A 24,559-nucleotide genomic window follows, 5' to 3' on the forward strand; every position below is an offset into this window, starting at 1 on the left:
GGAATCCAGAGCCGCATTAACGCACGCACAACAAAAAAGCCGGCCCAAAAATGGGACCGGCTTTTTTAATTCAGGTCGTAGGATGCGCGCGCCTTACATCCGATATTGCTGCAGGCGCGTCGTGCGCAGTCCGGCGAGGCCGTGCTGGTCGATCGACATCTGCCAGCTCAGGAACTCGTCGACCGTCAGCGTATAGCGGCTGCAGGCTTCGTCGAGGGAAAGAAGACCGCCCCGGACCGCGGCGACCACTTCCGCCTTGCGGCGAATGACCCAGCGCTTGGTGGAAGGCGGCGGCAAATCCGCAATTGTCAGCGGGCTGCCGTCAGGGCCGATGACATATTTGACACGCGGACGGTGCGTCTCGGTCATAATCTTACTCGCATACTCTACGACCACACAGTAACCGCCTTATAGCGCCTGGCCTTTTAAGATTTGCCTAAACGCGCGAGGTCCATAGATAATCAAGTTTAAACCAGATTTTAGGAAGTTTCGGCGCGCCCCAGGCGTCGCCTTGTTTTCGCCAGAGTTTTCGTCCCGTAACCGCACGTGGGGGACGATCTAGTGCTGTTCTATGCACGCAGATTATCGTTAATGCTTCCTGAAATGCTGTGTCTCTATTTGCGTCTCATACCACTTCCGTTTCCCGGCGGGCTGAAAGCCCGAGAATCCAGAGCCACAAGAGCGCTAGTTCTGCCCAGCGCCCGTCATTGCGAGCGAAGCGAAGCAATCCAGGGCGGCGATGCGGCCCCTGGATTGCTTCGTCGGCTTCGCCTCCTCGCAATGACGGCGGTGTCCCAACTGCGCGAGCGTCGGGGATGGCGCCGAGCCAATTAAGCGGATCTCTCTCACTCAGAAGCGGGTGGTCAGCCCGGTCAACCATTCCGGCGACGCCGAGACGAGCGCGGCTTCGAGCGTCTTGTCCGCCCCGCTGAGGATGAGCAGGCCCAAAGCCAGGAAGAGCAGGCCCATGGCCTGTTTCAATCTTTTGCCAGCGGCGAGCAGCGGATCGCGCCAGCGCGCGAAGGCCTTTCTGGACAGGAAGCCCAGGACCAGAAGCGGCGCCGCCGCGCCGAGCCCGAAAACGCCCATGGTTGCTGCGACAGCGCCCAAATCCTCACCGCGCGAGGCGAGCACGGAGGCGGCGCCGAGCGTCGGACCAACGCAAGGGCTCCAAATGGCCCCGAGCAGGAGCCCCACGCCAAATTGACCGAATAGCCCTCCCGACGCGCCAGCGCCGCCAAAGGCCGCATTGAGCCGGTCGCTGAACGGACCGCCAGCCGCCGCCACCCGCGCCTGAAGCGCCGGAAAGAGCAGGACGAGGCCGAACGCCATCATCAGCGCCGCGGCGCCGGCCCGGAAGGCGTCGCCATCGAGGCCGATGGAGAAGCCGATGGTGGCGACGAAGAGGCCGATCGCCGCAAAGGAGAGGGCGACGCCGAGGGCGAGAAGCGCCGGCGCCCATTTATGCTCGGCCGCCGCCGCGCCGAGCACCAGCGGCAGCAGCGGCAGCACGCAAGGCGACAGCGCCGACAGCAGGCCAGCAAGGAAGGCGAGACCGAGGGCGCCGGCGCTCATGTCACAGGGCCTTGTCGAGCAACTCGCCGATCGCCTTGGGGCTCGTCTCGCCGACCGAGCGGCCGACCTCCTGAGCGCCCTTGAAGACGATGATGGTGCTTTGGCTCGTGGCCTTGAAGGCGCGCACCGCGTCTTTCTGCCCGTCGAAATCGACGCGGAAGGACTCTACGCCGGAAAATTTGGGGTCGGCTTCGAGCTTGTGCAGGATGGGCTCCTGGGCGCGGCAGGTCGGGCACCAGGGCGCGTAAATATGGACGATAATGCCTTTGCCGGCCTGTTGCGCCGCTGAAAAGGCGCTCGTCGTATAGGCCTGTTCGGCGCTGGCGGGTTGGACGAGAGCGGCGAGCGCCAGAAAAGCGAAGATAATGTTGCGTAACATGGTCATTCCTTGTGCGTTAGCGGGTGAATTCATTCTCGTCGGAGCCAATGAGATAATCCCGTACGAGGGCGCGGGCGCGGCGCAGCCTGCTCTTGGCCGTCGCCAGAGGTATATTTAATCGATCTACAATCTCAGATATAGTAAGTTCCTCGAAATCGCGCAGCAGCACGATCTCGAGATAATGCGCCGGCAAGGATTCCAAAGCGCAAGCAAGCTCGGCCCTCAGCTCGGCGGTCGGGGCGCTGGCGAACCAGGCCTCGAACTTCTCGTCTTCTATATTCTCGTGGGCGAGCATCTTGCGCGAGAGGCGCTGGCACTCGCGCCGCACCACGGTAAACAGCCAGCTCGCGAAAGACGCCGCGGCCCGCAAGGACGTGACGTGCCGGGCGACGACGAGCAGGGTCTCCTGCACGGCGTCGTCGATCTCGCTCGTCGCGCAATGTCGAAGCGCATAGCGGCGGACGTCTGCGCGGCAGTCGACGAGAAGCTGGTCGAGCGCGAGCGCGTCGCCGCGCTTCACGCCCTGGATCAATTGGCTGCGCTCTACGGCCATTCGCTCACTGCTTCAATCGGCGGCCGGCGAGCGCGCAGGCCGGGCAAAAACCCATCATCCCGCTCATCGCGGCCATGACGCCCATCGCCCCGGCGCCAAAACCGATCGCCGTCTTTCCAAGATAGACGATAGCGATCGCAATGAGGACGAGGCCCATGACGACGCGCATTGCACGCTCCCAATTCGGCAGGTTTTTGACATAAAACATGTTGGTCTCCGTGTTCGCGAGGAAGGCCCTCACTGACAAAGAGGGGCTGGGCGGCCGAAAGGATGCGCATGAGGGAAAAAATTTTCGGCGTTTTGCTCGCCGGCGGCCTGTCGCGGCGGATGGGCGGCGGCGACAAGCCGCTGCTGGAGATTGGCGGACAGCCGATCATCGCCCATGCAATCGCGCGCCTCGCCCCGCAATGCGACGGGCTCGTGATCAACGCCAATGGCGATCCGGCGCGGTTCGGCGCTTTCGGGCTGCCGGTCGTCGCCGATACGGTAGAGGGTTTCGCCGGGCCGCTGGCGGGGGTGCTGGCGGGAATGGATTACGCCGCCGAACAATGGCCCGAGGCGATGGATATCGTTAGCGCCCCGGCGGATACGCCTTTCCTGCCTGATGATCTCGTTGCGCGGCTCCGCGCGGCGCGGGAGACGGCTGGCGCGCAGATCGCCGTGGCGGAGTCGGGCGACCGCGTCCATCACGCCGTGGCGCTTTGGCCGGTGGCGTTGCGCGAGGAGCTGCGGCGGGCGCTGGCGGAGGAGGGCGTGCGGAAGGTTTCCGCCTTCATCGCGCGCTACCCGAATGCGAACGTGGCTTGGCCGGACAAACCCTACGACCCGTTTTTCAACGTCAATCGCCCTGAAGAGGTGGAGATGGCTCGGGCAATCGCGCAAGGCCGCCCCTAACTCCTTTTTCAGCGACGCCGCGCGCTGTTTCTCTTTAGCAAATAGCCTATTAATGTGCTGGAGTTAACGCGGGCTTTCGCGGACGCGCGGCTTTCAGACATGAGCTTGTCGCGCCTTGCGTATTGTAAATAGACACAATCATCTTTCTGCATATGTTGCGTTTCTGCAACGACGATGAGCACTTTTCCAACGCGGGAGCGAGGCGCTTGAATTCCTCCTTGAATCATACTTTCATACTAGGAAAGTACGATGATGGAGGGGCGCAATATAATGGCGAAGTGGCGTTTTTTATGCAGACTGCTTTCAAGCACCATTTTGGGCTCTGTTGTCGCCGGAGCGGCCGGAATAGCTCTCGGTCAGGACGCCCAAGTTACGGACGTCGTGGTCAGCGGCAGTGGAAAGGACAAGCCGGGCGAATTGTCGAAACGGAAAATGCAGGTCGAAAAGATTGCGCGGCCAATTGTCGTCGTCGATCCCAAGACCGCACAACGGGAGCAACTGTACAGGCTGGAGGACTTCGCCCAGAAGATCCCGAATTATAGGCCAGGCTCGGGCAATCCCAGAACGGCGCGCCCGGCTATTCGTGGCGTGAGCGCTGGAGCCGGCACAGGGGATGGGTCCGAGTTCGACACGGGTTTCATGCTCGACAATGTGTTCTTCAGACACGTTGGATTTCAATGGGCGGATTACATCGACATCGAATCGGCGGAAGTGGCGCTCGGCCCCCAGGGCACCGCCGGCGGCAAGAACACGACTGTTGGCAGCTTCGTCGTCCGCACCCAATTGCCGTCGTTCGAACGCAAGGCCACGCTCGAAACCCAGTTCGGCAGCTACTCTCACGTGATGCAGCGGGTGAACGTCACGGGGCCGATCATCGACGAGAAGTTCGCTTACCGCATCGCGGCCTATTACGACCATGGCGACGGGTGGTTCCGCGATCAGGTTTCCGGCGCCTCGCTGTTGAACAACAACCGTTGGGGCGCGCGGGGGCAGTTGCTCTATGTCGGCGATAATTTCACCAACAGGTTCATCTTCAATATTTCCCAATCACATGAATACAACAACAACAATGACGGGCCATATGCGGACACGTTTCAAGTGTTCTGGAACGGCACGCGGCCCACACGGACCTATTCGCAAAATCTGCGGCTGCGTCTCGGATTGCCTTTGCTCACCATCGACCCGCGCAAGCCTTTCAACACAGACAATGGCACGCTCGACCAGCGCCTCCACATGGTGTCGAACGAGCTGAACTACAACATCGGCGAAAACGTCTTCACCTCGATAAGCGCCTACGGAAATTTCCGCCTCCTGCCGCGCAACGATATGGGCAACAATCTGACGGAGATCAGCAAAGGCGCCTCCGACACTTATGTCGACCAGTTCTCGCAGGAATTCCGCCTCACCTCGCCGCGCGACGAGCCGCTCGAGTGGCAAGCAGGCTTATTCGCCTTTTATGACTATGTCTGGAACCGGGCCAATACGATCTATGGCGGGGACGCCGCCAGATGGTACGGGACCGTCAGCAATGGCGTCGTCACGCCGACGCCTTACCTGCTGCGCGGGATGGCCAGCAATCGCGACGGCAAGGCGCGCGATCTGCAGTTCGCCGCTTACGGAAACGCCACCTATCACGTCAACGAACAACTCGCCCTGACCTTCGGGCTTCGCGATAGCTGGGAGGTGAGATCGGGCTCGAACTTCAGTTGGATCACCGCTGTGCCGGGGAATGGCTCGGTCCTCGACCAGCAGGCGGCGATCGTCGCCGCGGGCGGGCAGCGCTTCTACGATACCGGCGGGCAGAAGGCCACGCTCAACGCGCTGACGGGAATCTTCAACCCGCAATATCAGTACAACGAAAATATCATGCTCTACGGGATTGTCGGCCGAGGCGAGAAAGCCGGCGCCGTCAACACCGGCGCGCAGGGCATCTTCGTCGGTGGGGTCTTCCAGAAATTTCAGCCGGTGATCACCAAGCCCGAGACGTCCTGGGATTACGAGCTCGGCGCAAAGTCGGTCTGGTTCGACGGCGGCCTCGTCGTCAACGCCAATCTCTATTGGAACGACATCTATAACTTCCAGACGAATTTCGTCGACACGTCCGTCGTGGACGCCAATGGCGTGCCGACACGGCAGACTTATCTCGGCGTCGCCCCTCACGCGCGCCTGCGCGGCCTCGAATTCGACGGACGCTGGAACGCGTTCGAAGGGTTTTGGTTCAACTTTTCGGGCGCGATCACCGAAGCGCGCTGGATCGACTTCAATGAGGCGCCGATCGACGCCTCCTGGATATGGAATGTTCCCAATAATCCGCCGCCGGGCTTTATACGACCGCCCACGCAAGTCAGCCGAAGCAACTCGCGCTTCAACGCCGTGCCGGTCTATTCGTTCAATGCGGGCTTCAACTATGAGAGGAAGCTCGGGCGGCTGCTGGAAGGCTTCGGCGAATGGTGGAACCAGCCGGTGACCGGCTTCGTCTATGCGAATGTCGCCTGGCAGGACAAGACGCTCGTCACCGACCCCTACGCCTTCTACCGATATTGGCAGCCGGCCTACGCCATCACCAATCTCGGCTTTGGCCTTCACACGGATGACGAGCGCTACAATCTCAATTTCTGGGTCAAGAACCTGACCAACCAATTGCCCCTGGTGAACAATGGTACGGCGATTGATCCCGGCACCGCGACGGCGCCGGCGACTCTCAACTTTTACCGCTTCCCGCGAACGATAGGAGGAACGCTGCGTATATCCTTGTATTGATCTTCCTTTGAAACACCCCAACTTGGCGCCCTCGCATCGAGGGCGCCCTTTTTGTTTCCCTTATCCGTTTCCGGTTGAACAGCTCGCATTGGGGCGTTGTCATTCCCGGCGGGCTAAAAGCCCGACCGGGAATCCAGAGCCACAAAAGCGCTGGTTTGGCTCTGGATTCCCGATCGCTTCGCTGGCGCGAAGATTGAGGACAAAAAATTCGCACGATCTAGCGTGTGACAACCGTCACAGCCACACCCGCCATCACACCGGCCATGGTACGTCGGACATACATCATTGCTCCAGACGATCTCATCCAGCCACGAGCGCGATCAGCGGCAAGTGCGTACGCACAAAGTGTTCCGCTCAGAACGAAGGCTCCCGTCACGACCACTTCGAGAAAACTCATTAGCGGGAGCGAACCAATATCAAGAACAAGCGGCAGGATCGTCAGGAAAAAAACAATAACCTTCGGGTTGCCGAGCGTGAGCGAGAGAGACCCGAAAAACGCGCGCCAGCCGGTGTCGACATCGACGGGCGCGTTGCCGATGTCGGTGGAAGCCGGCGTTCGCGCCAACCCCCAGGCGACATAGACAAGATAAGCGGCGCCCGCATATTTCAACACGATGAACAGCGCTCCGAATTTATTCGCGATCACCGAAAGCCCCGTTGCCGCGAAGCCCATCCAGACGAGATCGCCGACGACATAGCCGGCGATGAATGGCGCGACGCCCTTCAAGCCGTGCGCGAGCACTCGCGCCACCAGCGCCGCGATACCAGGTCCCGGTGTTGCGACGGCGGCCAAATAGACGCTGGCGAAAAGGAAGAGAGAAGAGAGGGACATAGGAGATGCGCTTGCATAGGACAAAAACTAAGGAGGTTTCAGTAGTGTCTCAATTTGAAATCGGTCAGGCAACAGCGTCGGGAATGACCCCGAACCGTTACACATACCCCGGGTCGATCGCGACCTGCTTCTCCAGCCACTTCGGCGTCGGCAGGTTCAGCCCGCGCAAGAAGTCGACGTTGAAGAGCTTCGACGCGTAGCGCGCGCCGCCGTCGGCGAGGATGGTCACGATGGTGTGGCCCGGCCCGAGATCGCGGGCGAGGCGGATCGCGCCGGCGACATTGATCCCCGAGGAGCCGCCGAGCAGCAGACCTTCTTCCTCCGCCAGCGCAAACACGATGTCGAGCGCCTCGCTGTCCGGGATCTGATAGGCGACATCGATCGGCGCGCCTTCGAGATTGGCGGTGATGCGACCCTGGCCGATGCCCTCCGTGATGGAGGAGCCCTCGGCCTTCAGCACGCCCGTCGTGTAATAGGAATAGAGCGCCGCGCCGAAGGGATCGGCGAGGCCGATCTTGATCTTGGGATCGCGCGCCTTCAACGCCAGGCCGATGCCGGCGAGCGTGCCGCCCGTGCCGCAGGCGCAGACGAAGCCGTCGACCTTGCCGCCAAGCTCTTCGTAAATCTCGGGGCCCGTCGTCGCGATATGGGCCTCGCGGTTGGCGACATTGTCGAACTGATTGGCCCAGACCGCGCCGGCCGGGTCTTCCTTAGCGAGCCGCTCGGCGAGGCGGCCGGACAGCTTCACGTAATTATTGGGATTGGCGTAGGGGACGGCCGGCACTTCGACGAGCTGCGCGCCCTGCAGGCGCAGCATGTCCTTCTTTTCCTGGCTCTGGGTTTCCGGGATCACGATGACCGTGCGGAAGCCCATCGCGTTCGCCACCAAAGCGAGGCCGATGCCCGTATTGCCGGCCGTGCCTTCGACGATGACGCCGCCGGGTTTGAGCGCCCCCTTGGCGATGGCGTCCTGCACGATGGAGAGGGCGGCGCGGTCTTTCACCGAGCCGCCGGGGTTCATGAACTCCGCTTTGCCGAGGATGCGACAACCCGTGGCTTTCGAGGCGGCGCGCAATTCGATGAGCGGCGTGCGGCCGATGGCCTCGATGACGCTGGGGGCGATAGTCATGAAATCTGATTCCTGTCGAACGAGTGACGCCTGTTCCTAACCGGAAGCGGCGCTTCGCTCAAAGGCAAAACTGGCGCCGTGGCGCGCCGTCTCGCCCGGCTGGAGGATGCGCATCGACGGCTTTTGGTAGAGATCGCCGTGGAAATCCTCCGGATCGCCATATCCCGTCCAGGGCTCGATGCAGAGGTAAGGGGCCGGCGGCAACGTCCAGAAGCCGATATGGGGGCAGTCGTCGAGCCGCACCTTCAGCCGCGCGCCCGCGCCATTGTCGAAGGCGAGGCTGCGGCTCTTCAAATTCAGGAAACACAGCGCGTCGCGGGCGAACATCTGCGGCTCGAGCGGCAGGCGATTGCCTTCCAGCGGCGTGCGCCGCACCGGCTTCGAGAAGAGCCCGCCGGGTCCGATGATCGGCACATTCGGGTCTTCATCCTTCTCGAACACGATGGCGTGCTCGGCCGTCGATCCGGCGAGCGGCCAGCGGAAGGCCGGATGCAGGCCGCAGGCATAGGGCAGGGGCTTGGCGTCGGTATTGGTGACGATCAGATGATTGTCGAGCCCGCCCTTGCGCAGTTGAAACTCCACCTCGAAGCGAAAGGCGAAGGGGTAGAGCGCATGGGTTTCGGCGTCGTCGAGCAGCACGAGCCGCAGATAATCGGCGCGCCGCTCGGCGATCTCGAAGCGCTTCTTCCAGGCGAAGCCGTGCAGGGCGAGCGGATAGGTCTTGCCCTCGACGGTGACTTTGCCGTCTCGCGTCCAGCCGACGACCGGAAAGAGGATGGGCGCGGTCTGGTCCCAGATTTTGGGGTCTTTGGCCCAGATCATGTCGACCCCTTCCGCCCGCCAGGCGGAGAGCTCGGCCCCGAAGGGCAGGATTTCGGCCGTATCGCCGTCGGCTTCGAGAAGAATCGCGTCGCTCATGGTCTTGGACCTTTACACGATTTGCGCCGCCACGGCGGGGCCGGGCGGCGCGCGCTTTTCTCAAAGAACAATCGAGGCGCGCGACGGGTTCGCGCGCCGCGGATCGACTAGAACTCTACCCACTCCTCCTCGGCCGTAGCCTTCAGCGCCAGATTGCCGTTGCTGCGCGGCGCGCTCGCGACGGCGCGGACTTGCGGCTTGGCGGGCGCCTGAGGCGCACGCGCGCCGTTGATTTTGAACTGGGAGGTCAGCGATTTCAGATTGCCGCTGAAACGCGCCAGATTCTGGCTCGTCGCATTGACCTCCTCGGCCATGGCGGCGTTCTGCTGGGTCACGCGGTCGATGTCGTGCACGGCGGTGTTGATCTCGCGCAGCACATTCGACTGCCCCTCGGCGCCGACCGCGATTTCATCGACGATGACGAGGATTTTTTTCACCTGATCGACGATCTGGCGCAGGGATTCGCCGGAGTTGTTGGCCAAAGTATTGCCGGTCGAGACCTTGGCGTTGGACTCCATGATCAGCTCTTTGATCTGCTTGGCGGCCTGCGTCGCGCGCTGAGCCAGGCTGCGCACTTCGGTCGCGACGACGGCGAAACCACGTCCGGCCTCGCCGGCGCGGGCGGCCTCGACGCCGGCGTTCAACGCCAGGAGATTCGTCTGGAAGGCGATTTCGTCGATGATGCCGATGATCTGGCTGATCTTTTCAGACGAGTGACTGATGTCGTCCATCGCGGTGATGACTTGGCGAACGATCTTCTCGCCATTTTCGGCGACGGCGCGGGCGCTCTGGACCACTTCGCGCGCATTGCCGGCGCCGTCGGCCGTTTCCCTGACCGCCTGGGTGAACTGGTCGACGCTGGCGGCCGTCTCAGCGAGCGTCGCCGCCTGGGTTTCGTTGCGGCGGGAGAGGTCGTTGATCGCGCTCAGGATTTCCTGGGCGCTGGCGTCCATCGTGTCGGCGGTCTCGATCACGCCGACCATCGTGGCGTTGAGACGCTCGACGGCGAGGTTGAATGTGCGTCGAAGCTCCTCATAGTCCTTGATAAACTCCTTCTCCAATCTGTACCGGAGGTCGCCCTCGGAGAGCTTCGTCATTCCGGCAGCATATTCTTTGAAGAAGAAGTCCCGGTTTTCGATATACCACTTCGCGCCGTTCTCACGGTCCTTGGCCTGCTCGGCGGCTTTGGCCTTTTGGGTCTGCGCTTCGGCTTCCGCGGTCCGCATCCCGTCGACCACGGATTTGAAATAGGCGACCGACGCGCTCATTTGGCCGATCTCGTCCTGCCGCTCCGCATAGGGCGGCTCTTCCGCCGTCTCGCCCTTTTCCATCGCCGCCATATAGGCGGTAAGGCGGGCCACGGGCTCGGCGAGCCGCTTGCCGGCAAAAAGGCAGAGCGCGGCGACGGCGCCGATATTCACCGCAACCAGTGAAAGGCCGGCGCCCAGCAACCAGTAGCTGCTGACAGCCGCGCTTTCGGCGCCGAATTTCAGCAAGAGATAGAAGCCGACGGCTGTCGCAACCGAAATCACGGAAGCGACAATTGATCCGGCCCACAATATCGTACGAGTGATCGACGATTTCATTTTTTGGCTCGCAAAGGGACGTTTGCGTCGGCGGAACGGCCGCAAACAAGCGCAGGGAAGCGCGACGACGTTGTGAGACGATCGGCGCGCGGGGCTTTTTCGGCCCGGATGTCATTCAGGGCTATTGCGAGGCGGCGTCATGCCTTTGGAGGTCGGTCATCGCCGCGTAAAAATGCGGCGGAGCTCCAACTCGCAATTGCGACAATTTGAAGCAGGAAGATTGAGAAAACCCTAAGCGCCATCTGGCAAAAGCGTAACAAAAGCTTGGCTTTTTGGCCAAAAGCTGCAAAAGCGCCGCCATGAGGTTAGACTGGCCTTGGCCTTTGCACAGGCAAGCGTCGAACTCATTTCAACAAGACGGCAATATGTCCCAAACACTTGCGCCCGCCTTCCTCGGCGTCGAGCGCTCGATTCTCGGCCGGCCGTGGCGGGCGCGGCTCGATCCCGCGGGCGAGGCGATGGCGTTGGCCCTGGCGCAGGCCGAGGGCCTCGACAACCTCCTCGCGCGCATTCTCGCCGGCCGCGGCGTCGGCGTGTCGGAGGCGGCCCGCTATCTCGACCCGAGCTTGCGGGATTTGATGCCGGACCCCTCCACGCTGACCGAGATGGACGCCGCCGTCGAGCGCATGGCCCGCGCCATCGAGACCGGCGAGCAGATCGCCATTTTTGGCGATTACGACGTCGACGGCGCCTGTTCCTCGGCCTTGCTCATCGACTATTGGCGGGCCGCCGGGGCGCCGGAGCCTTTCCTCCACATCCCCGATCGCATCTTCGAGGGCTATGGGCCGAACGCCGAGGCCATCCGCGCGCTCGCCGAACGTGGCGCGACGCTGCTCGTCACCGTCGATTGCGGCACGGTCTCGCATGAGCCCTTCCAGGTCGCTCGCGCGCTTGGCCTCGACGTGATCGTCCTCGACCACCATCAGGCGCCGCCGGACTTGCCGCAAGCCATCGTCGTGAACCCGAACCGTCAGGACGATCTCTCCGGCCAAGGGGGGCTGTGCGCGGCGGGCGTGGTGTTTCTCGCCCTGGCCGGCCTCTCCCGGCTCCTGCGCGGGCGCGGCTGGTGGGGCGCGGCGCGCCCCGCGCCCGATCTTCTCGCGGCGCTCGATCTCGTCGCGCTGGCGACCGTGGCGGACGTCGCGCCGCTTTCGGGCTTGAACAGGGCTTTTGTCGCCAAGGGCCTTCAGGTCATGCGCAACCGCGCCCGCCCGGGTCTCGCGGCGCTGATGGACGCCGCTCGAATGGATGGTCCGCCGCGCGCCTATCACCTCGGCTTCGCGCTCGGTCCGAGGATCAACGCCGGCGGCCGCATCGGCGACGCCGGGCTCGGCGCGCGGCTTTTGACTCTCTCCGACACGATCGAGGCGGCGCATATTGCGCGCGAGCTGGACCGCTTGAACGCCGAGCGGCAGGGCATAGAAAAGCAGGCGTTGGAGGAGGCCATCGCCCAGGCCGAGCTGCAATTCCATAAGTCGAATCGACTGAGCTGTCTCGTCGTCGAGGGATCGGACTGGCATCCGGGCGTCGTCGGCCTGGTCGCCGCGCGCTTGAAAGAACGCTTCAACATCCCCTCATTCGCATTTGCTCTTAATGGCGAAACGGGATCAGGCTCAGGTAGAAGCTTAAATGGCGTCGACATCGGCAAGACGGTTCGCCGCGCCGTCGATCTCGGTCTCGCCGTCAAAGGCGGCGGCCACGCCATGGCGGCCGGGGTCACGCTTCTCAAAGACAAACTAGACGATTTCCGCGCCTTTTTAAACGACGCTCTCGCCGACGCCGTTGACTCGGCGCGCGGCGCCGACGCTCTCGTCATCGACGGCGTCATCGCGGGGCGGGGCGTCAGCCTCGATCTCTTGCGCAGGGTGGAGCGGGCCGGCCCATTCGGGCAGGGCAATCCAGAACCTGTTTTCGCCCTCGCCGAACAGCGGCTGGTCGACGCCGCGATCGTCGGGGAGAACCATGTTCGCGCCAGACTGCGCTCGGGAGACGGCGTCGCGGTCGACGCCATCGCATTCCGGGTCGTCGGCTCGCCGCTGGGCGACGCGGTGCTGCGGGGGCGGGGGGAGCTTTTCCATGTCGCCGGCCGGCTGTCGCCCAATCAGTTCCGGGGCGTGGAACGGGTCGAAACCCGAATAATCGACGTCGCCAGAGCATAAGTGGGAGTCCGGCCGAGGTGTGGCTTCGCCGCCACAGGCTGTCTCAAAACAGACAGGGAGGGGCCTGCAAGTGTGCATGGCCCCATTTTCGCCCCGATCCCGCCCCCAACTCGCCGCCGCTCAATCTTGTCGTTAACGGCAAGTTCAAATTTAAGGGAGAAACTCCCGACGATCGCAACGTATGGCGAATCAACGTCATGCGCGCCGTTTCGAGAAACGCCTGCGGGCGCTGTCGAAGGGGCGATCAGTCGGGAGACGCGGCTGCCGCCGTCGCTCCCGGGAAGGACCATTCCAATGCGATCTGCCGCGTTTCGGGAGCATGGGCGTTTGTTGATGAAGTTCCAGCCGACAGTCGGCTCCCTGCGCAGATCGCTTCTCCTGCTCTCATTCGCGGCCCTGGCTGGCTGCTCCTCCACCAGCTCGCCGCGCTACGCCGGCGGCGTCGGTTCGAGCGGCGTCGATCCCCGCTATGGGGTGCGGCCGAGCCCGCGAGTCGTTGCAGATGGCGAGGAGGTTCCGAAAGGCGGCGGCAATTATATGGTCGGCAAACCCTATAAGATCGCCGGCCAGACTTATTATCCGAGCGAAAGGCCCTTGGCCGCCGTCGGCACGGCCTCCTGGTATGGCTCGGACTTTCACGGCCGCCGCACGGCCAATGGCGAGGTCTTCGACCGCGAATCGATCTCGGCCGCCCATCCGACCATGCCGCTGCCGAGCTACGCCCGCGTCACCAATCTCAAGAACATGCGCTCGATCGTGGTGCGCGTGAACGATCGCGGTCCCTATCACGGCGGCCGCGTCATGGATGTTTCGCAACGCGTCGCCGAGGCGCTCGATTTCCGCTCGGTCGGCACGGCGCGGGTGAAGGTGGAATGGGTCGGCAAGGCCGATCTCGCCGGCGACGACGACGCGCGGCTCCTCGCCACGCTGCGCGACGACAGGCAGCCGGCCACCCTCGATGGCGGCGCTCCGATCATGGTCGCCTCGAAGCAGGAGCCGGTTCGTTCAGCGGCGCTCGTTCAACGCGAGCCGGAGCCAGTCCGCCCGGTCGTCAATGACGCCCCTGTCTCTCCTGCGACCGGGGAAAGTGCGGAGATGATGGCTTATGCCCCGGACGCCCGTCCGGAGCCGTTGCCCGAGACACAGACGGCGTCACGATACGAACAATCTGCGAGCGACGCCCAAGGCGCGCCGAATCTGACGGACGGCGGTTCGGTATCCTCCATTCATGGGGTCAAAACAGCGGCTCCCTCGGAGGACAGGATGAAAGCCTTCCAGGCCGCGCCCCTGCCGCCCGTGCGGCCGGCCTCCTTCAGCCGCGATCATGCCTTAGCTCCCGTGCCGCCGATGCGCCAGGCCCTGAACTGAGCCGCGATGGCTAAGTACGCTGCTCGCGTTGCTTTTTAGAGATCGAAGGATCATTCTCCGCCTTGCGTCGCGCAGCCGCTGCGACATTTTTTATGAGCGGAGGGAGCGTTGCTCATACGCCCATTCAGACTGCTGATCGCGATCTTTTTTCTATTGGCCGGCGCCGTTTCGGCCGCCTGGGCGCAGCCTTTTCAAACCAGCGCCCCGCAAGCGATCCTCATAGACGCGGACACCAACACCGTCCTGTTCGAGAAGGGCGCTGACGACTATGTGACGCCCGCCTCGACGGTCAAAATCCTCACCGCCGAGATGATTTTCCACGAGCTGACCGAAGGGCGCCTGAGGCTCGGCGACGAAATGCAGGTTTCCGAATACGCCTGGCGCAACGGCGGCGCGCCGGCCGGCGGTTCGGCCATGTTTTTGAAGGTCAATAGCCGCGCGAGCGTCGAGAATCTGCTCCGTGGGCTCGTCGTCGACTCGGGCAATGACGCCGCGCTCGTGCTGGCGGAAGGCGTCGCGGGCAATGAGGAAGCTTTCGTCATGCGCATGAACAAGCGCGCGGCGGAGCTGGGCCTCGTGAAATCCCGTTTCGGCAATCCCTGGGGCAAGGCGAGCGACGATCAGAAAGTCACCGCCCGCGAGATGGCCAAGCTCGCCCTCTACGTCATCAAGACCTACCCCGATTTCTACAAATATTTCGGCGAGAAGGAGTTCACCTGGAACAATATCCGCCAACAGAACCGCAATCCGCTGCTGACGATGAGCATCGGCGCCGACGGGCTGAAGACGGGCAATATCGAGAAGAACGACTTCGGCCTGGTTGGATCGGCCGTCGAGGACGGCCGCCGCCTCATCGTCGCCGTCTATGGCGCCAAAACCGCCAAGGAGCGCGCCGAGGAAGCGCGCAAGCTTCTCCAATGGGGCTTTCGCAACTTCGAGGCAAAAGACCTGTTCAAGGCCGGCGAGGCGGTCGGTTCGGCTCAGGTCTATGGCGGCACGAAGGGGTCGATCGAGCTGGTGTCGAAGACCGACGTGAAAGTGTTGCTGCCGCGCAGCTCCAGCGAAAAGCTTTCGGGCAAGATCGTCTATGAGGGGCCGGTGATCGCGCCTGTCGAAGCCGGGCAAAGGATCGGCAAGCTGGAAATCAAGCGCGGCTCGACCGTGATTCTGGAGCAGCCGCTCGAGGCGGCGGAGGCGATCGACCAAGGGTCGCTGCCCGGCCGCGCATTCGACGCGGTTTACGAGTATGCTGCTGGCAAGATTCACGAGAAGCTGTCGGCCAGGAAATGACGGGCGCCGAAAAAGGCCGGTTCATTACATTCGAAGGCGGGGAGGGCGTCGGCAAATCGACGCAGCTCACGCGCCTCGCCGAGCATTTGCGCGGCTGCGGGATCGAAACCGTGACCACGCGCGAACCCGGCGGCACGCCCAAGGCCGAGACCCTGCGACAAATATTGCTCTCGGGACGCGCCGCGCCCTTGGGGACGCTGGCCGAGGCCGCGCTGTTCGCCGCCGCGCGCATCGACCATGTCGACAGGCTGATTGCGCCCGCGCTGTCGCGTGGAGCCTGGGTGCTGTGCGATCGTTTCGCCGATTCGACCCGCGCCTATCAGGGCGCGCGCGGCGGCGTGGAGCGGCAGGTTTTGTCTTTGTTGGAAAAGGCGGCGGTGGGAGAGCTGAAACCCGACCTTACCGTCATTCTCGATCTGGCGCCGGAGGAAGGCCTCGCCCGTGCGGCGATCAGGCGCGAGGCCGCGGGCCTGCGCGTCGACCGCTTCGAGGCGGAGGACGACGGGTTTCACGAGGGATTGCGCCGCGCTTTCCTGGACATCGCCGCCGACGAGCCCGAGCGCTGCTGCGTCGTCAACGCCGCTTTGCCGGCCGATGAGGTGGCGCGCGCCATACGCCAGCTCGTCGACGCCCGCTTCCTCGAAGCGCAGGCCCACGCCGCTCAATGAGCAAGGAGCCGGCGGGCCCGCCCGAAAGCGATCGTTTCGACGACGCGCCGCAGCCGCGCGAGACGCTGGCGCTCTTCGGCCATGCGCGCGCCGAGCAGGAGCTGCTCGACGCCTATCGGAGCAACCGTCTCGCGCAAGCCTGGATCATCGGCGGCCCGGAGGGCGTCGGAAAGGCGACGCTCGCCTGGCGCTTTGCGCGCTTCCTGCTCGCCCATCCGGACCCGGCGGCCGCTGAGGCGCAGGGCGCGCGTAGCCTCGACGTGCCGGCCGATCACCCGGCCGCGCGGCGCGTGGCGACCATGGCGCTCGCCGACATCTTCCTGCTGCGCCGCGAGTGGAACGAAAAGACCAAGAAGCATTTCACCGAGATCCGCGTCGACGACGTCCGCGACATCACGCGGTCCTTCCATCAGGGCTCGGGCACGGGCGGCTGGCGCGTCGCCATCATCGACTGCGCCGATGATCTGAACCGCAGCGCCGCCAACGCGCTTCTGAAGCTCATCGAGGAGCCGCCGGAGCGTTCGCTGTTCTTGTTGGTGGCCCATCAGCCCGGCCGCATTCTGCCGACGATCCGCTCGCGCTGCCGCAAACTGATGCTCTCCGCGCTGACGCAGGAAGAAACTATCGCGGCGGTGGAGGCGCTGGGCGCGCCCTGGAGCGATGCGCCCAAGGCCGACATCGCGGCCGCCGCCGCCCGAGCGGAAGGGTCGGTGCGCGAGACGCTACGGCTTCTGGGCGGCGACGCCATGGTTTTCGACACGAGCGTCGCGCGATTGCTGCAACGCCTGCCGCAGGTGGATTGGCTGGGCGTGCATTTTCTCGCCGACAAGCTCACCGGCCGCGACAATGAAGCCGCCTACGAGACTTTCATGCGCGCCTTGGAGCGCCACCTCGATTCCCGCGTGCGGGCGCTCTCTCAAAGCGGCGCGCCGGCCGCGCGGCTGATCGGCTACGCCCGCGCCTGGGACGAGATAAGGGACCTCGCCCGCGAGACTGAGGTGTTCAACTTCGACAAGCGGGCGATGGTGCTGGGGATTTTCGAGCGGCTCGCGGCGGCGGAGGGGGTGAGGTGACGGCTAGGCGTGGATATGATTTCTCTCGGGGCGAGCACGGTAGATTTTTTCGGCCAGGTGCAGAACTCTTGCCGCCTGTTCATTTGTGGGGGGAGAAGTCCGAGCCTTAAGGGCGGTGCGGCGCGAGCTCAGGACCGCGCGCCTTCAGGCGCGCAAATTCAAGCGAGCCTGAAGGCTCGCGGTCCGGGCGTGGCTTGAGCCCCCTCATTCTCGCCCTCGCGTCGAGCTTGGCTCCCCGGCTTCCTCCAGCAGGCGTAACACAACGGCCGGATCGCGCGGAAATCCCGCCCTTATCCACTCCGCCTGGAGAGCCTTCAACGTCGCGCCGAGCTCGCGCCCCGGGGCGACGCCGCGGGCGATGAGGTCGGCGCCCGCGATGGGAAAGACGGGGGCGGGAGTCTCGTCGAGATATTTCGCCGCCTCTAGCCAATCTCCATCGTCGGGCTCGGCGCGGCTCTCGGTGAAAGCCAGCGCCAGCGCATCCCCCGCCGCCCGGCCGCCGGCCAGAAAGAGCATCTCGCGCAGATGCGAGACCGGCGGCGGCCGGTCGATCCCGTGCAAGGCCGAAAGCGTCCGGGCGGCGGCTACCAGCCGGACGTGTTCGTCATTCGAGAGCCGCAGCCGCGCGCGCAGGCGGTCGGCGTCTTCCACCGTCAGCACGGAAAAGGCGGCGAGGCGCAGCACCGCGTCGGGCTTCTTGCCGCGCGCCGCCTCGAAGGCGGCGAGCCGGGCGAGCCGCGCCGGATAGCCCATGCCGAGCAGCACCTCGATGATCCCGGCATGGGACATGGCGCCCATGACCTCGGGCGCGCGCCGCGCCGGGAGAAGCTTGATGATCTCCGCGCGGATGCGCTCGCGCGAGAGTCGCGCGAGATTTTCGCGGGCGATAATCGACTCGTGCAGGCCAGCCCGGTCGAAGCCGCCTTCGCCATGCGAGGCGTTGAAGCGGAAGAAACGCAAAACGCGCAGATAATCCTCGCGGATGCGCGTCGCCGCGTCGCCGATGAAGCGGATGCGCTTGGCGGCGATGTCCGCGAGCCCCCCCGTATAATCGTGAAGCTTGCCGTCGGGCGTGAGCGACAGCGCGTTCACCGTGAAGTCGCGGCGGCGCGCATCCTGTTCGAAATCGCCGCCGAAGCGCACGATGGCGTAACGGCCGTCGGTCTCGACGTCCTCGCGCAGCGTCGTCACCTCGAAAGGCGTTCCGGCGACGATGATCGTCACCGTGCCATGCTCTATGCCGGTCGGCACGCCTTTCAATCCGGCGTCTCGCGCCGCTTTGAGCACCGCTTCGGGCAAAGCCGTCGTGGCGAGGTCGACCTCATGGGGGTGGAGGCCGAAGAGCGCGTCGCGCACGGCGCCGCCGACGACGCGCGTCTCGGCCCCGGTTTTGGCGAGCGCGGCGAAGAGCGTCGCGAGGCGCGGATCGTCGAGAAGTCGCGCGACCCCTTTCATTGGAACTGGCCCGGGACGAGCCTGCCGTTTTCGACATGGGCCGGGACATAGGCGCCCTGTTGACGCCCGGTGAGGCCCAGGGTCAGCATCCCGGCGATGGCCGTTATGAGCCCCGCGATCGTCAGCAGCGACAGGACGCGCCCGTGCCAAAGCTCGGCGACGAAGGGCCAGCGCCTTTGCAGGAGATGAAAGCCCACATAAGCCACAAAGGGCGTCAAAAAGAGCAGGGCGGTCTGAAGCGCGATGCGCCACATGGGCGAGGGGCCTTTATCGAAAACTGCGGATGTGTCTTAGCATTTTGGTCGCGCTTTCCGTCATTGCGAGCGAAGCGAAGCAATCCAGCGCGGCGGCTGTGGCTCCTGGATTGCTTCGTCGCTACGCTCCTCGCAATGACGATATAGCGGGCTTAGGTGGGTCTTACTGTTCAGTGCTTATCTAGCGGCGGCAGATCGAGGTGCTGCTCCACGCGCCGCATTCGCGCTTCGAGTTCGCTGATGATGACGCCGTGGCCGACGACGGAAGAGTGATAGTCCACAACGGCGCGGCGGAGGCCCACGATCTGGTCGCTAAGCCGCTTTTCAATGGTCAGAAAATCTGACGCCACGTCCGCGCGCAGAGAGTTGATCTCGGAATGGAGATCATCACGGACGCTACGAATTTCCGTGCGAAGGCCATCGCGGATACCGTGCATCTCCGAGCGCATATCCCCCATCTCGCCGCGCATCTCGCGCAGGAGTTGCAAAACCAGGTTTTCGGGTTCGTCGGCCAATGCTCACTCCGCGCCGCTTGGCTGGCTGCCGTCGCTTTCCTCTTTTAGCGCACCCCGGCAGGCGCGTGAAGGCGGCGGCGGCGCCGCTCGAGCGCGGCTATTTCTGCGGCGGCCTGCTTCGCCACAATTCGCGCGCGTTTGACGGCGAGACTGTCTAGCGTCCAAAATCGCGGAAGAGGGACGCCTCCCGCGAAGATTGTTGCGCCCTGGACTGATGCATTCGCGGGCGCCGATCCCTATCTTCTTGGCAAACGTGGCAGATGGACCCCCTCGCGCCCATGAACTCAATCAATGTTGCGCCGCTCGAAACCGCCGTCGCCGAATCGGCTGAGCGGGCGCTGGATCATATCGGGCGCGCCCGCGCCGCCATCGGCGCCGTCATTTTCGGACAGGACGAGGTGGTGGAGCAGGCGCTCGTCACCATTCTTGCCGGCGGCCACGGCCTGCTCGTCGGCGTGCCGGGCCTCGCCAAGACGAAGCTCGTCGAGACGCTCGGCAAGGTGCTGGGCCTCGCCGAGCAGCGCGTGCAGTTCACGCCGGACCTTCTGCCCGCCGACATCATCGGCTCCGAAGTGCTGGAGGAGGGCGCCGACCGCACCCGTTCCTTCCGCTTCATCAAGGGCCCGATCTTCGCGCAGCTTCTCATGGCGGACGAGATCAACCGCGCCTCGCCCCGCACGCAATCGGCGCTGCTGCAGGCGATGCAGGAGCATCATGTCAGCGTCGCCGGCAAGCGCTATGACCTGCCGCGGCCTTTCCATGTGCTCGCCACGCAAAACCCGCTGGAGCAGGAAGGCACCTATCCGCTGCCCGAAGCCCAGCTCGACCGCTTCCTGCTGCAGATCGACGTGCATTACCCGGACCGCGCCAGCGAGCGCCGCGTGCTGCTGGAGACGACTGGCGACAAATCCGCCGAGGCTGTTCAGGCGCTCGACGCCGAGGAGCTGATGGCGACGCAGCGCCTCGTGCGGCGTCTGCCCGTCGGCGACAAGGTGGTGGACGCCATCCTCGATCTCGTGCGCGCCGCGCGCCCGGGCGAGGGTCATCCGGAGATCGCGCCGCATGTCGCCTGGGGGCCGGGCCCGCGCGCCGCGCAGGCGCTGATGCTCGCAACCCGCGCCCGCGCGCTCGCGACGGGACGCTTGGCGCCGTCGCTCGACGACGTCGCGGCCCTGGCGGCGCCGGTGCTGCGTCACCGCATGGCGCTGAATTTCGCCGCGCGGCGCGAGACGACTGTCGCGGAGCTGATCGATAAGCTCGTGTCGCGGATCGGCTGATGGCCTCTCTGCAGTCCTGCCGTCATTGCGAGGAGCGGCGCGACGAAGCAATCCAGGGCCGCCATCGCCGCTCTGGAGTGCTTCGCTTCGCTCGCAATGACGGGCGCATCGGATCGGGGGCATAATGCTGCGCCCCATTGAGACCCGCGCCTACGACCCCGCCGCCCGCACGCAGATCGACGGCGCCGTCGCGGCCGACCTCGCCGCGCGCCTGCCGCGCCTCGTCAATCGCGCCCATGAGATTGCCGCGAGCGTCGCCTATGGCGTCCACGGCCGCAAGCGCGCCGGGCAGGGCGAGACCTTCTGGCAATATCGCCCCTTCACCAATGGCGAGGCGGCGCATCGCATCGACTGGCGCCGCTCGGCGCGCGGCGACCAGCTCTATGTGCGCGAGCGCGAGTGGGAGGCGGCGCACGACTATTTCCTCTGGATGGACTGCTCGCCCTCCATGGCTTTCGTGTCTTCGCTCGCCCAGGACGATAAGCTTTCACGCGGCGTCACGCTCGGCCTGGCGCTGGCGGATGTGCTGGTGAAGGGTGGAGAGCGCGTCGCCGCTTTGGGGCTCACGGCGCCTATCTCCGCCCGTGACGTGATCGACCGCCTGTTGCGCGCGCTCTACGACGGCGCCGCAGATATTTCCCGCGACGAGCTCCCGCCCGAGGCCGCCTTGCGCCCGCGGGCGCGCGTCGTGCTCATCTCGGATTTTCTGTGCGACCTCGACGCGCTTTCCGCGCGGCTGCGGGGCTTCGCGGGCGCCGGCGCCTCGGGCGCGTTGCTGATGATCACCGACCCCAGCGAAGAGAGCTTTCCTTTCACGGGCGAGACCATGTTCCTCGACACGGACGGCGGCCCGGCCTTTCATGCGGGCGACGCGCGCAGCCTGCGGGCGGCCTACGCCAAGCGTTTCGACGCGCATCGTGAGGCGGTGCGCGAAGCGGCGCGCGCCAGCGGCTTTCTCTTTCTGCAGCATCACACCGACCGGCCTGCCGCCGAGGCGGCGCTCGCGCTCGCCATGGGTCTGCATGGCGTGGAGGAGACGCTATAATGGGCGGCTTCTCCTTCGCCGCGCCGCTGGCGCTGATCGGCCTCGCGAGCCTGCCGCTGATCTATTGGCTGTTGCGCGTCACGCCGCCGCGCCCACGCGAGATCGTCTTTCCGCCAACCAAAATTCTGCGCGAGCTGCGACGCGATGAAGAGACGCCGTCGAAGACGCCCCTTTGGCTTCTGCTCATGCGCCTCGGACTCGCGGCGGCGCTGATCCTCGCCATGGCGGGGCCGGTCTGGAGCCCGTCCGGGACCGTCGCGGCCATCTCCACGCCGACCCTCGTGGCGCTCGACGACAGCTGGGCTGCAGCCCCTTCCTGGGAGAAGCGCGTTGCGGCCGGAGCGGCCATCATCGAGAGCGCCGCGCGCGGCGGCGCGCCGGTCGCGGTGATGAGGCTTTCCGAGACCGCCGCGCCGAGCCTGTCCGAGGCGGGGCGCGCATTGGAGAAGCTGCGTTCCGAGCGGCCGAAGCCCTATTTTTCCAACCGCGCCGCTGCGGCCGACGCGCTGGCGGCTTTCGCCAAGGCAAATCCTAAGGCGCGGATCGTCTGGATCAGCGACGGTCTTGCCCAAGGCGAGGCGGGCGCTTTCGCCAAAGCGCTGAAGGCCGCCTCCGACGCGGGCGCCCGAGTCGAGGTTCTCACCGACGATCATGCGCCGCTGGCGCTCGCCGCGCCGACGAATGACGCCGCGACGCTCGGCGTCGACGCCTTGCGCGCCGACGCCTCCGGGCCCGCCGCCGCGACGGTCGTGGCCTATGACTCGCGAGGCCAGATCATCGGCCGCGCCGGCGTCGATTTCGGCGGGTCGCTGCGGGCGAAGGCGACGCTCGATTTGCCGGTCGAGCTGCGCAACGACGTGAGCCTATTGCGTATCGAGGGCGAAAATTCTGCCGGCGCCGTTGCGCTGCTCGACGCGCGTTCGAAAGTGCGCCGCGTCGCGGTTGCCGGCGGCGCCGGGCTCGACGAGGCGCAGCCCTTGCTCTCGCCGCTCTATTACCTCGAAAAGGCGCTCGCGCCTTTCGCACAGACCCGCGAAGCCCGGCCCGGCGTAACCGACCCCATCCAGGCGCTGCTCGCCGAGCGACCCAATGTCCTGGCGCTCGCCGACGTCGGTCTCGCGCCCGGCGAAACCTACGAGGCCTTGAGCCGCTTCGTCGAGGAGGGCGGCACGCTCATCCGCTTCGCCGGCCCGCGCCTCGCCAACGCCGCCGACGATCTGCTGCCCGTGCGCCTGCGCCGCAATGGCCGCGTTCTCGGGGGCGCGCTGTCCTGGGAGACGCCCAAGGCGCTAGCCGACTTCGATGCGGCCAGCCCCTTCTTCGGCCTGCCGGCTTCGAAGGATGTGAGCATCCAACGTCAGGTGCTGGCGGAGCCCGATCCCGGCCTTGCGCAAAAGAGCTGGGCGCGGCTCTCCGACGGCACGCCGCTTGTCACCGCCGAACGGCGCGGCAAGGGGCTGATCGTGCTCTTCCATGTCAACGCCGATACGAGCTGGTCGAACCTGCCGATTTCCGGGCTCTTCGTGGACATGCTCAAGCGCATCTGCGCCATGTCCGGCGAGTCCGCGCCCTTGCCCGGCGACGAGACGACGGCGACCGTCAGCGACCAGCGACTACTTGCGCCGATGAAGGCGCTCGACGGTTTCGGGACGCTCGGCGCGCCGGGGCCGAATGCTCAGGCCATTACGGCCGATTTCACAGGGGCTGCGAGCGCAGAGCATCCGCCGGGCCTTTACGGGGCCGGCGACGCTTCCGTGGCGCTGCAGACGCTGCGGGTGGAGGACGACATCTCTCGCTTCGACTTCGCGGCGGCGGGTCTCGCAACAAGCGTCCTTGCCTCCAGCGCGCCCATCGATTTTCGGGGTCCGCTGCTCGCCGCTGCGCTGCTCGCCTTCATTGCCGACGCCGTGATCGTTCTGGTTCTCTCCGGCAAGTTGCGCGTGAGGCCGCTGACGGCGGCGGCCGGCGCTATCGTCATTCTTCTGGCCCCCCTGCACACACGGGACGCGCGCGCCGAGAACGGCGCGAAGACGGTCGTCTCGCAGCGCGACAAGGAGGCGGCGCTGACGACGCGGCTCGCCTATGTCGTCTCGGGCGATACGAAGATCGACGAGGTGTCGCGTTCCGGCCTCGAAGCCCTCTCGAGGACGCTCGCCACGCGCACCTCCTTTTCGCCCGGCGATCCAATTGGCGTCGACCCGGCGAAGGACGAACTTGCCTTCTATCCCATGCTTTATTGGCCGGTGGTGGCGAGCGCGCCGCAGCCCGCGGCGAAGACCACCGCAAGGGTCGCCAACTATATGCGGCAGGGCGGCACCGTCGTCTTCGACACGCGCGACGCGCTCGCTCAGCGTCCCGGCGAGGCGCCGACGCCCGAGACGCAATGGCTGCGGGACTTCACCAAGGGGCTCGATATCCCCGAGCTGGAAGTGGTTCCGAGCGATCACGTCATCACCAAGACCTTCTATCTCCTCGACGGCTTCGTCGGCCGCTACGCCAGCGGCGAGACATGGGTCGAGGCGTTGCCGCCCGATCCGAAAGAGGGCGCCGCGCGGCCGGTTCGCGCCACCGACAGCGTCTCGGCGATCGTCATCACCTCGAACGATCTCGCGAGCGCTTGGGCGCAGGACAAGCGCGGCCAGCCACTCTTCCCGCTGACGCCCGGCGGCGCGCGGCAAAGGGAGCTGGCGCTGCGGGGCGGAGTCAATCTCGTGATGTATACGCTGACGGGAAATTATAAATCCGACCAGGTGCATGTGAGGGATTTGCTGGAGAGAATAGGCCAGTGACGCACGCTCTAGCCCCCTCCCTGTCCCTCCCCCGCTTCGC

At 65.0% G+C, this 24,559-nt stretch carries 22 protein-coding genes; 10 read left to right on the top strand and 12 right to left on the bottom strand.

The window, feature by feature from the left end; all coding sequences use genetic code 11:
- Nucleotides 1–93: 93 nt before the first annotated feature.
- The 5 genes from sciP to QNA11_RS04380 all read right to left on the bottom strand — a co-directional run bounded on the left by sciP (nt 94) and on the right by QNA11_RS04380 (nt 2,715).
- Nucleotides 94–369, bottom strand: a complete 276-nt coding sequence (gene sciP, locus QNA11_RS04360; RefSeq protein WP_036281596.1) for a CtrA inhibitor SciP — start codon at nt 367–369, stop codon at nt 94–96.
- 480 nt (nt 370–849) lie between these two features.
- Entirely contained in the window at nt 850–1,575 is a 726-nt protein-coding gene (locus tag QNA11_RS04365; RefSeq protein ID WP_202071835.1) for a cytochrome c biogenesis CcdA family protein, read from the bottom strand.
- A gap of 1 nt (nt 1,576) precedes the next feature.
- Entirely contained in the window at nt 1,577–1,954 is a 378-nt protein-coding gene (locus QNA11_RS04370) for a thioredoxin family protein (RefSeq protein WP_370568492.1), read from the bottom strand.
- Between the two features lie 16 nt (nt 1,955–1,970).
- A complete protein-coding gene (locus QNA11_RS04375; RefSeq protein WP_281927770.1) occupies nt 1,971–2,507 on the bottom strand; it encodes an RNA polymerase sigma factor in 537 nt (178 codons plus the stop codon).
- A 4-nt stretch (nt 2,508–2,511) separates the two neighbouring features.
- Nucleotides 2,512–2,715, bottom strand: a complete 204-nt coding sequence (locus tag QNA11_RS04380) for a YgaP family membrane protein (protein ID WP_283482091.1) — start codon at nt 2,713–2,715, stop codon at nt 2,512–2,514.
- Between the two features lie 68 nt (nt 2,716–2,783).
- Between QNA11_RS04380 and mobA the strand changes: the two genes are divergently transcribed.
- The gene (gene mobA / locus QNA11_RS04385; protein ID WP_283482092.1) at nt 2,784–3,401 is read left to right on the top strand and encodes a molybdenum cofactor guanylyltransferase MobA; all 618 of its coding nucleotides are present in this window, start codon (nt 2,784–2,786) and stop codon (nt 3,399–3,401) included.
- Nucleotides 3,402–3,833: 432 nt separating this feature from the next.
- On the top strand, nt 3,834–6,161 hold the full coding sequence (locus tag QNA11_RS04390; protein ID WP_283482093.1) for a TonB-dependent receptor: 2,328 nt from the start codon (nt 3,834–3,836) through the stop codon (nt 6,159–6,161).
- A gap of 217 nt (nt 6,162–6,378) precedes the next feature.
- Here the strand turns inward: QNA11_RS04390 and QNA11_RS04395 are convergent, their stop codons facing one another.
- The 4 genes from QNA11_RS04395 to QNA11_RS04410 all read right to left on the bottom strand — a co-directional run bounded on the left by QNA11_RS04395 (nt 6,379) and on the right by QNA11_RS04410 (nt 10,626).
- Nucleotides 6,379–6,993 carry a LysE family translocator gene (locus QNA11_RS04395; protein WP_283482094.1) on the bottom strand — a complete coding sequence of 205 codons (615 nt, stop codon included), beginning with the start codon at nt 6,991–6,993 and terminating at the stop codon, nt 6,379–6,381.
- 97 nt (nt 6,994–7,090) lie between these two features.
- Complete coding sequence (locus QNA11_RS04400) at nt 7,091–8,122, bottom strand: cysteine synthase A (protein ID WP_283482095.1); 1,032 nt, start codon at nt 8,120–8,122, stop codon at nt 7,091–7,093.
- 36 nt (nt 8,123–8,158) lie between these two features.
- Complete coding sequence (locus QNA11_RS04405) at nt 8,159–9,040, bottom strand: aldose 1-epimerase family protein (RefSeq protein WP_283482096.1); 882 nt, start codon at nt 9,038–9,040, stop codon at nt 8,159–8,161.
- A gap of 107 nt (nt 9,041–9,147) precedes the next feature.
- Nucleotides 9,148–10,626, bottom strand: coding sequence for a methyl-accepting chemotaxis protein (locus QNA11_RS04410; protein ID WP_283482097.1), 1,479 nt, complete (start codon nt 10,624–10,626; stop codon nt 9,148–9,150).
- Between the two features lie 365 nt (nt 10,627–10,991).
- Here QNA11_RS04410 and recJ point away from each other — a divergent pair, with 365 nt between their 5' ends.
- The 5 genes from recJ (at nt 10,992) to QNA11_RS04435 (ending at nt 17,184) form a co-directional block, all read left to right on the top strand.
- Nucleotides 10,992–12,785 carry a single-stranded-DNA-specific exonuclease RecJ gene (recJ, locus tag QNA11_RS04415; RefSeq protein WP_283482098.1) on the top strand — a complete coding sequence of 598 codons (1,794 nt, stop codon included), beginning with the start codon at nt 10,992–10,994 and terminating at the stop codon, nt 12,783–12,785.
- Nucleotides 12,786–13,079: 294 nt separating this feature from the next.
- Nucleotides 13,080–14,153 (top strand): septal ring lytic transglycosylase RlpA family protein, encoded by a 1,074-nt coding sequence (locus QNA11_RS04420; protein ID WP_283482099.1) that lies wholly within the window; start codon nt 13,080–13,082, stop codon nt 14,151–14,153.
- Between the two features lie 114 nt (nt 14,154–14,267).
- Complete coding sequence (locus QNA11_RS04425; protein WP_283484158.1) at nt 14,268–15,443, top strand: D-alanyl-D-alanine carboxypeptidase family protein; 1,176 nt, start codon at nt 14,268–14,270, stop codon at nt 15,441–15,443.
- Nucleotides 15,440–16,111 (top strand): dTMP kinase, encoded by a 672-nt coding sequence (gene tmk, locus QNA11_RS04430; protein ID WP_202071824.1) that lies wholly within the window; start codon nt 15,440–15,442, stop codon nt 16,109–16,111. The genes QNA11_RS04425 and tmk overlap by 4 nt, the downstream gene beginning before the upstream one ends.
- Nucleotides 16,108–17,184, top strand: a complete 1,077-nt coding sequence (locus QNA11_RS04435) for a DNA polymerase III subunit delta' (protein WP_283482100.1) — start codon at nt 16,108–16,110, stop codon at nt 17,182–17,184. Before tmk ends, QNA11_RS04435 begins: the two co-directional genes overlap by 4 nt.
- A 204-nt stretch (nt 17,185–17,388) precedes the next feature.
- Here the strand turns inward: QNA11_RS04435 and QNA11_RS04440 are convergent, their stop codons facing one another.
- The 3 genes from QNA11_RS04440 to QNA11_RS04450 form a co-directional block, all read right to left on the bottom strand.
- The gene (locus QNA11_RS04440) at nt 17,389–18,639 is read right to left on the bottom strand and encodes a CCA tRNA nucleotidyltransferase (protein ID WP_283482101.1); all 1,251 of its coding nucleotides are present in this window, start codon (nt 18,637–18,639) and stop codon (nt 17,389–17,391) included.
- Complete coding sequence (locus tag QNA11_RS04445; protein ID WP_202071821.1) at nt 18,636–18,893, bottom strand: DUF6111 family protein; 258 nt, start codon at nt 18,891–18,893, stop codon at nt 18,636–18,638. Before QNA11_RS04445 ends, QNA11_RS04440 begins: the two co-directional genes overlap by 4 nt.
- Before the next feature lie 170 nt (nt 18,894–19,063).
- Nucleotides 19,064–19,408: a hypothetical protein gene (locus QNA11_RS04450; RefSeq protein WP_283482102.1), complete on the bottom strand. Its 345-nt coding sequence runs from the start codon at nt 19,406–19,408 to the stop codon at nt 19,064–19,066.
- A gap of 278 nt (nt 19,409–19,686) precedes the next feature.
- On the opposite strand from QNA11_RS04450, the gene QNA11_RS04455 reads away from it, so the two are divergent.
- The 3 genes from QNA11_RS04455 to QNA11_RS04465 all read left to right on the top strand — a co-directional run bounded on the left by QNA11_RS04455 (nt 19,687) and on the right by QNA11_RS04465 (nt 24,519).
- Nucleotides 19,687–20,685: an AAA family ATPase gene (locus QNA11_RS04455; protein ID WP_202071819.1), complete on the top strand. Its 999-nt coding sequence runs from the start codon at nt 19,687–19,689 to the stop codon at nt 20,683–20,685.
- Between the two features lie 124 nt (nt 20,686–20,809).
- Nucleotides 20,810–21,730 carry a DUF58 domain-containing protein gene (locus QNA11_RS04460; protein WP_283482103.1) on the top strand — a complete coding sequence of 307 codons (921 nt, stop codon included), beginning with the start codon at nt 20,810–20,812 and terminating at the stop codon, nt 21,728–21,730.
- Nucleotides 21,730–24,519 (top strand): DUF4159 domain-containing protein, encoded by a 2,790-nt coding sequence (locus tag QNA11_RS04465; protein ID WP_283482104.1) that lies wholly within the window; start codon nt 21,730–21,732, stop codon nt 24,517–24,519. Before QNA11_RS04460 ends, QNA11_RS04465 begins: the two co-directional genes overlap by 1 nt.
- The last annotated feature ends 40 nt before the right edge of the window (nt 24,520–24,559 follow it).

The sequence above is a fragment of the Methylocystis sp. JR02 genome, from assembly GCF_030063565.1.
In the GTDB taxonomy this organism is placed as follows: domain Bacteria; phylum Pseudomonadota; class Alphaproteobacteria; order Rhizobiales; family Beijerinckiaceae; genus Methylocystis; species Methylocystis iwaonis.

Excerpts from the sequence above, each read along its gene's own strand:
- QNA11_RS04420 (WP_283482099.1), top strand. The coding sequence starts at position 13,080 with ATGCGATCTGCCGCGTTTCGGGAGCATGGGCGTTTGTTGATGAAGTTC.
- QNA11_RS04380 (WP_283482091.1), bottom strand. The coding sequence starts at position 2,715 with ATGTTTTATGTCAAAAACCTGCCGAATTGGGAGCGTGCAATGCGCGTC.
- mobA (WP_283482092.1), top strand. The coding sequence starts at position 2,784 with ATGAGGGAAAAAATTTTCGGCGTTTTGCTCGCCGGCGGCCTGTCGCGG.
- QNA11_RS04390 (WP_283482093.1), top strand. The coding sequence starts at position 3,834 with ATGCAGGTCGAAAAGATTGCGCGGCCAATTGTCGTCGTCGATCCCAAG.
- QNA11_RS04465 (WP_283482104.1), top strand. The coding sequence starts at position 21,730 with ATGGGCGGCTTCTCCTTCGCCGCGCCGCTGGCGCTGATCGGCCTCGCG.
- recJ (WP_283482098.1), top strand. The coding sequence starts at position 10,992 with ATGTCCCAAACACTTGCGCCCGCCTTCCTCGGCGTCGAGCGCTCGATT.
- QNA11_RS04405 (WP_283482096.1), bottom strand. The coding sequence starts at position 9,040 with ATGAGCGACGCGATTCTTCTCGAAGCCGACGGCGATACGGCCGAAATC.
- QNA11_RS04365 (WP_202071835.1), bottom strand. The coding sequence starts at position 1,575 with ATGAGCGCCGGCGCCCTCGGTCTCGCCTTCCTTGCTGGCCTGCTGTCG.
- QNA11_RS04375 (WP_281927770.1), bottom strand. The coding sequence starts at position 2,507 with ATGGCCGTAGAGCGCAGCCAATTGATCCAGGGCGTGAAGCGCGGCGAC.
- QNA11_RS04435 (WP_283482100.1), top strand. The coding sequence starts at position 16,108 with ATGAGCAAGGAGCCGGCGGGCCCGCCCGAAAGCGATCGTTTCGACGAC.
- sciP (WP_036281596.1), bottom strand. The coding sequence starts at position 369 with ATGACCGAGACGCACCGTCCGCGTGTCAAATATGTCATCGGCCCTGAC.
- tmk (WP_202071824.1), top strand. The coding sequence starts at position 15,440 with ATGACGGGCGCCGAAAAAGGCCGGTTCATTACATTCGAAGGCGGGGAG.
- QNA11_RS04440 (WP_283482101.1), bottom strand. The coding sequence starts at position 18,639 with ATGAAAGGGGTCGCGCGACTTCTCGACGATCCGCGCCTCGCGACGCTC.
- QNA11_RS04400 (WP_283482095.1), bottom strand. The coding sequence starts at position 8,122 with ATGACTATCGCCCCCAGCGTCATCGAGGCCATCGGCCGCACGCCGCTC.
- QNA11_RS04445 (WP_202071821.1), bottom strand. The coding sequence starts at position 18,893 with ATGTGGCGCATCGCGCTTCAGACCGCCCTGCTCTTTTTGACGCCCTTT.
- QNA11_RS04395 (WP_283482094.1), bottom strand. The coding sequence starts at position 6,993 with ATGTCCCTCTCTTCTCTCTTCCTTTTCGCCAGCGTCTATTTGGCCGCC.
- QNA11_RS04370 (WP_370568492.1), bottom strand. The coding sequence starts at position 1,954 with ATGTTACGCAACATTATCTTCGCTTTTCTGGCGCTCGCCGCTCTCGTC.
- QNA11_RS04410 (WP_283482097.1), bottom strand. The coding sequence starts at position 10,626 with ATGAAATCGTCGATCACTCGTACGATATTGTGGGCCGGATCAATTGTC.
- QNA11_RS04455 (WP_202071819.1), top strand. The coding sequence starts at position 19,687 with ATGAACTCAATCAATGTTGCGCCGCTCGAAACCGCCGTCGCCGAATCG.
- QNA11_RS04460 (WP_283482103.1), top strand. The coding sequence starts at position 20,810 with ATGCTGCGCCCCATTGAGACCCGCGCCTACGACCCCGCCGCCCGCACG.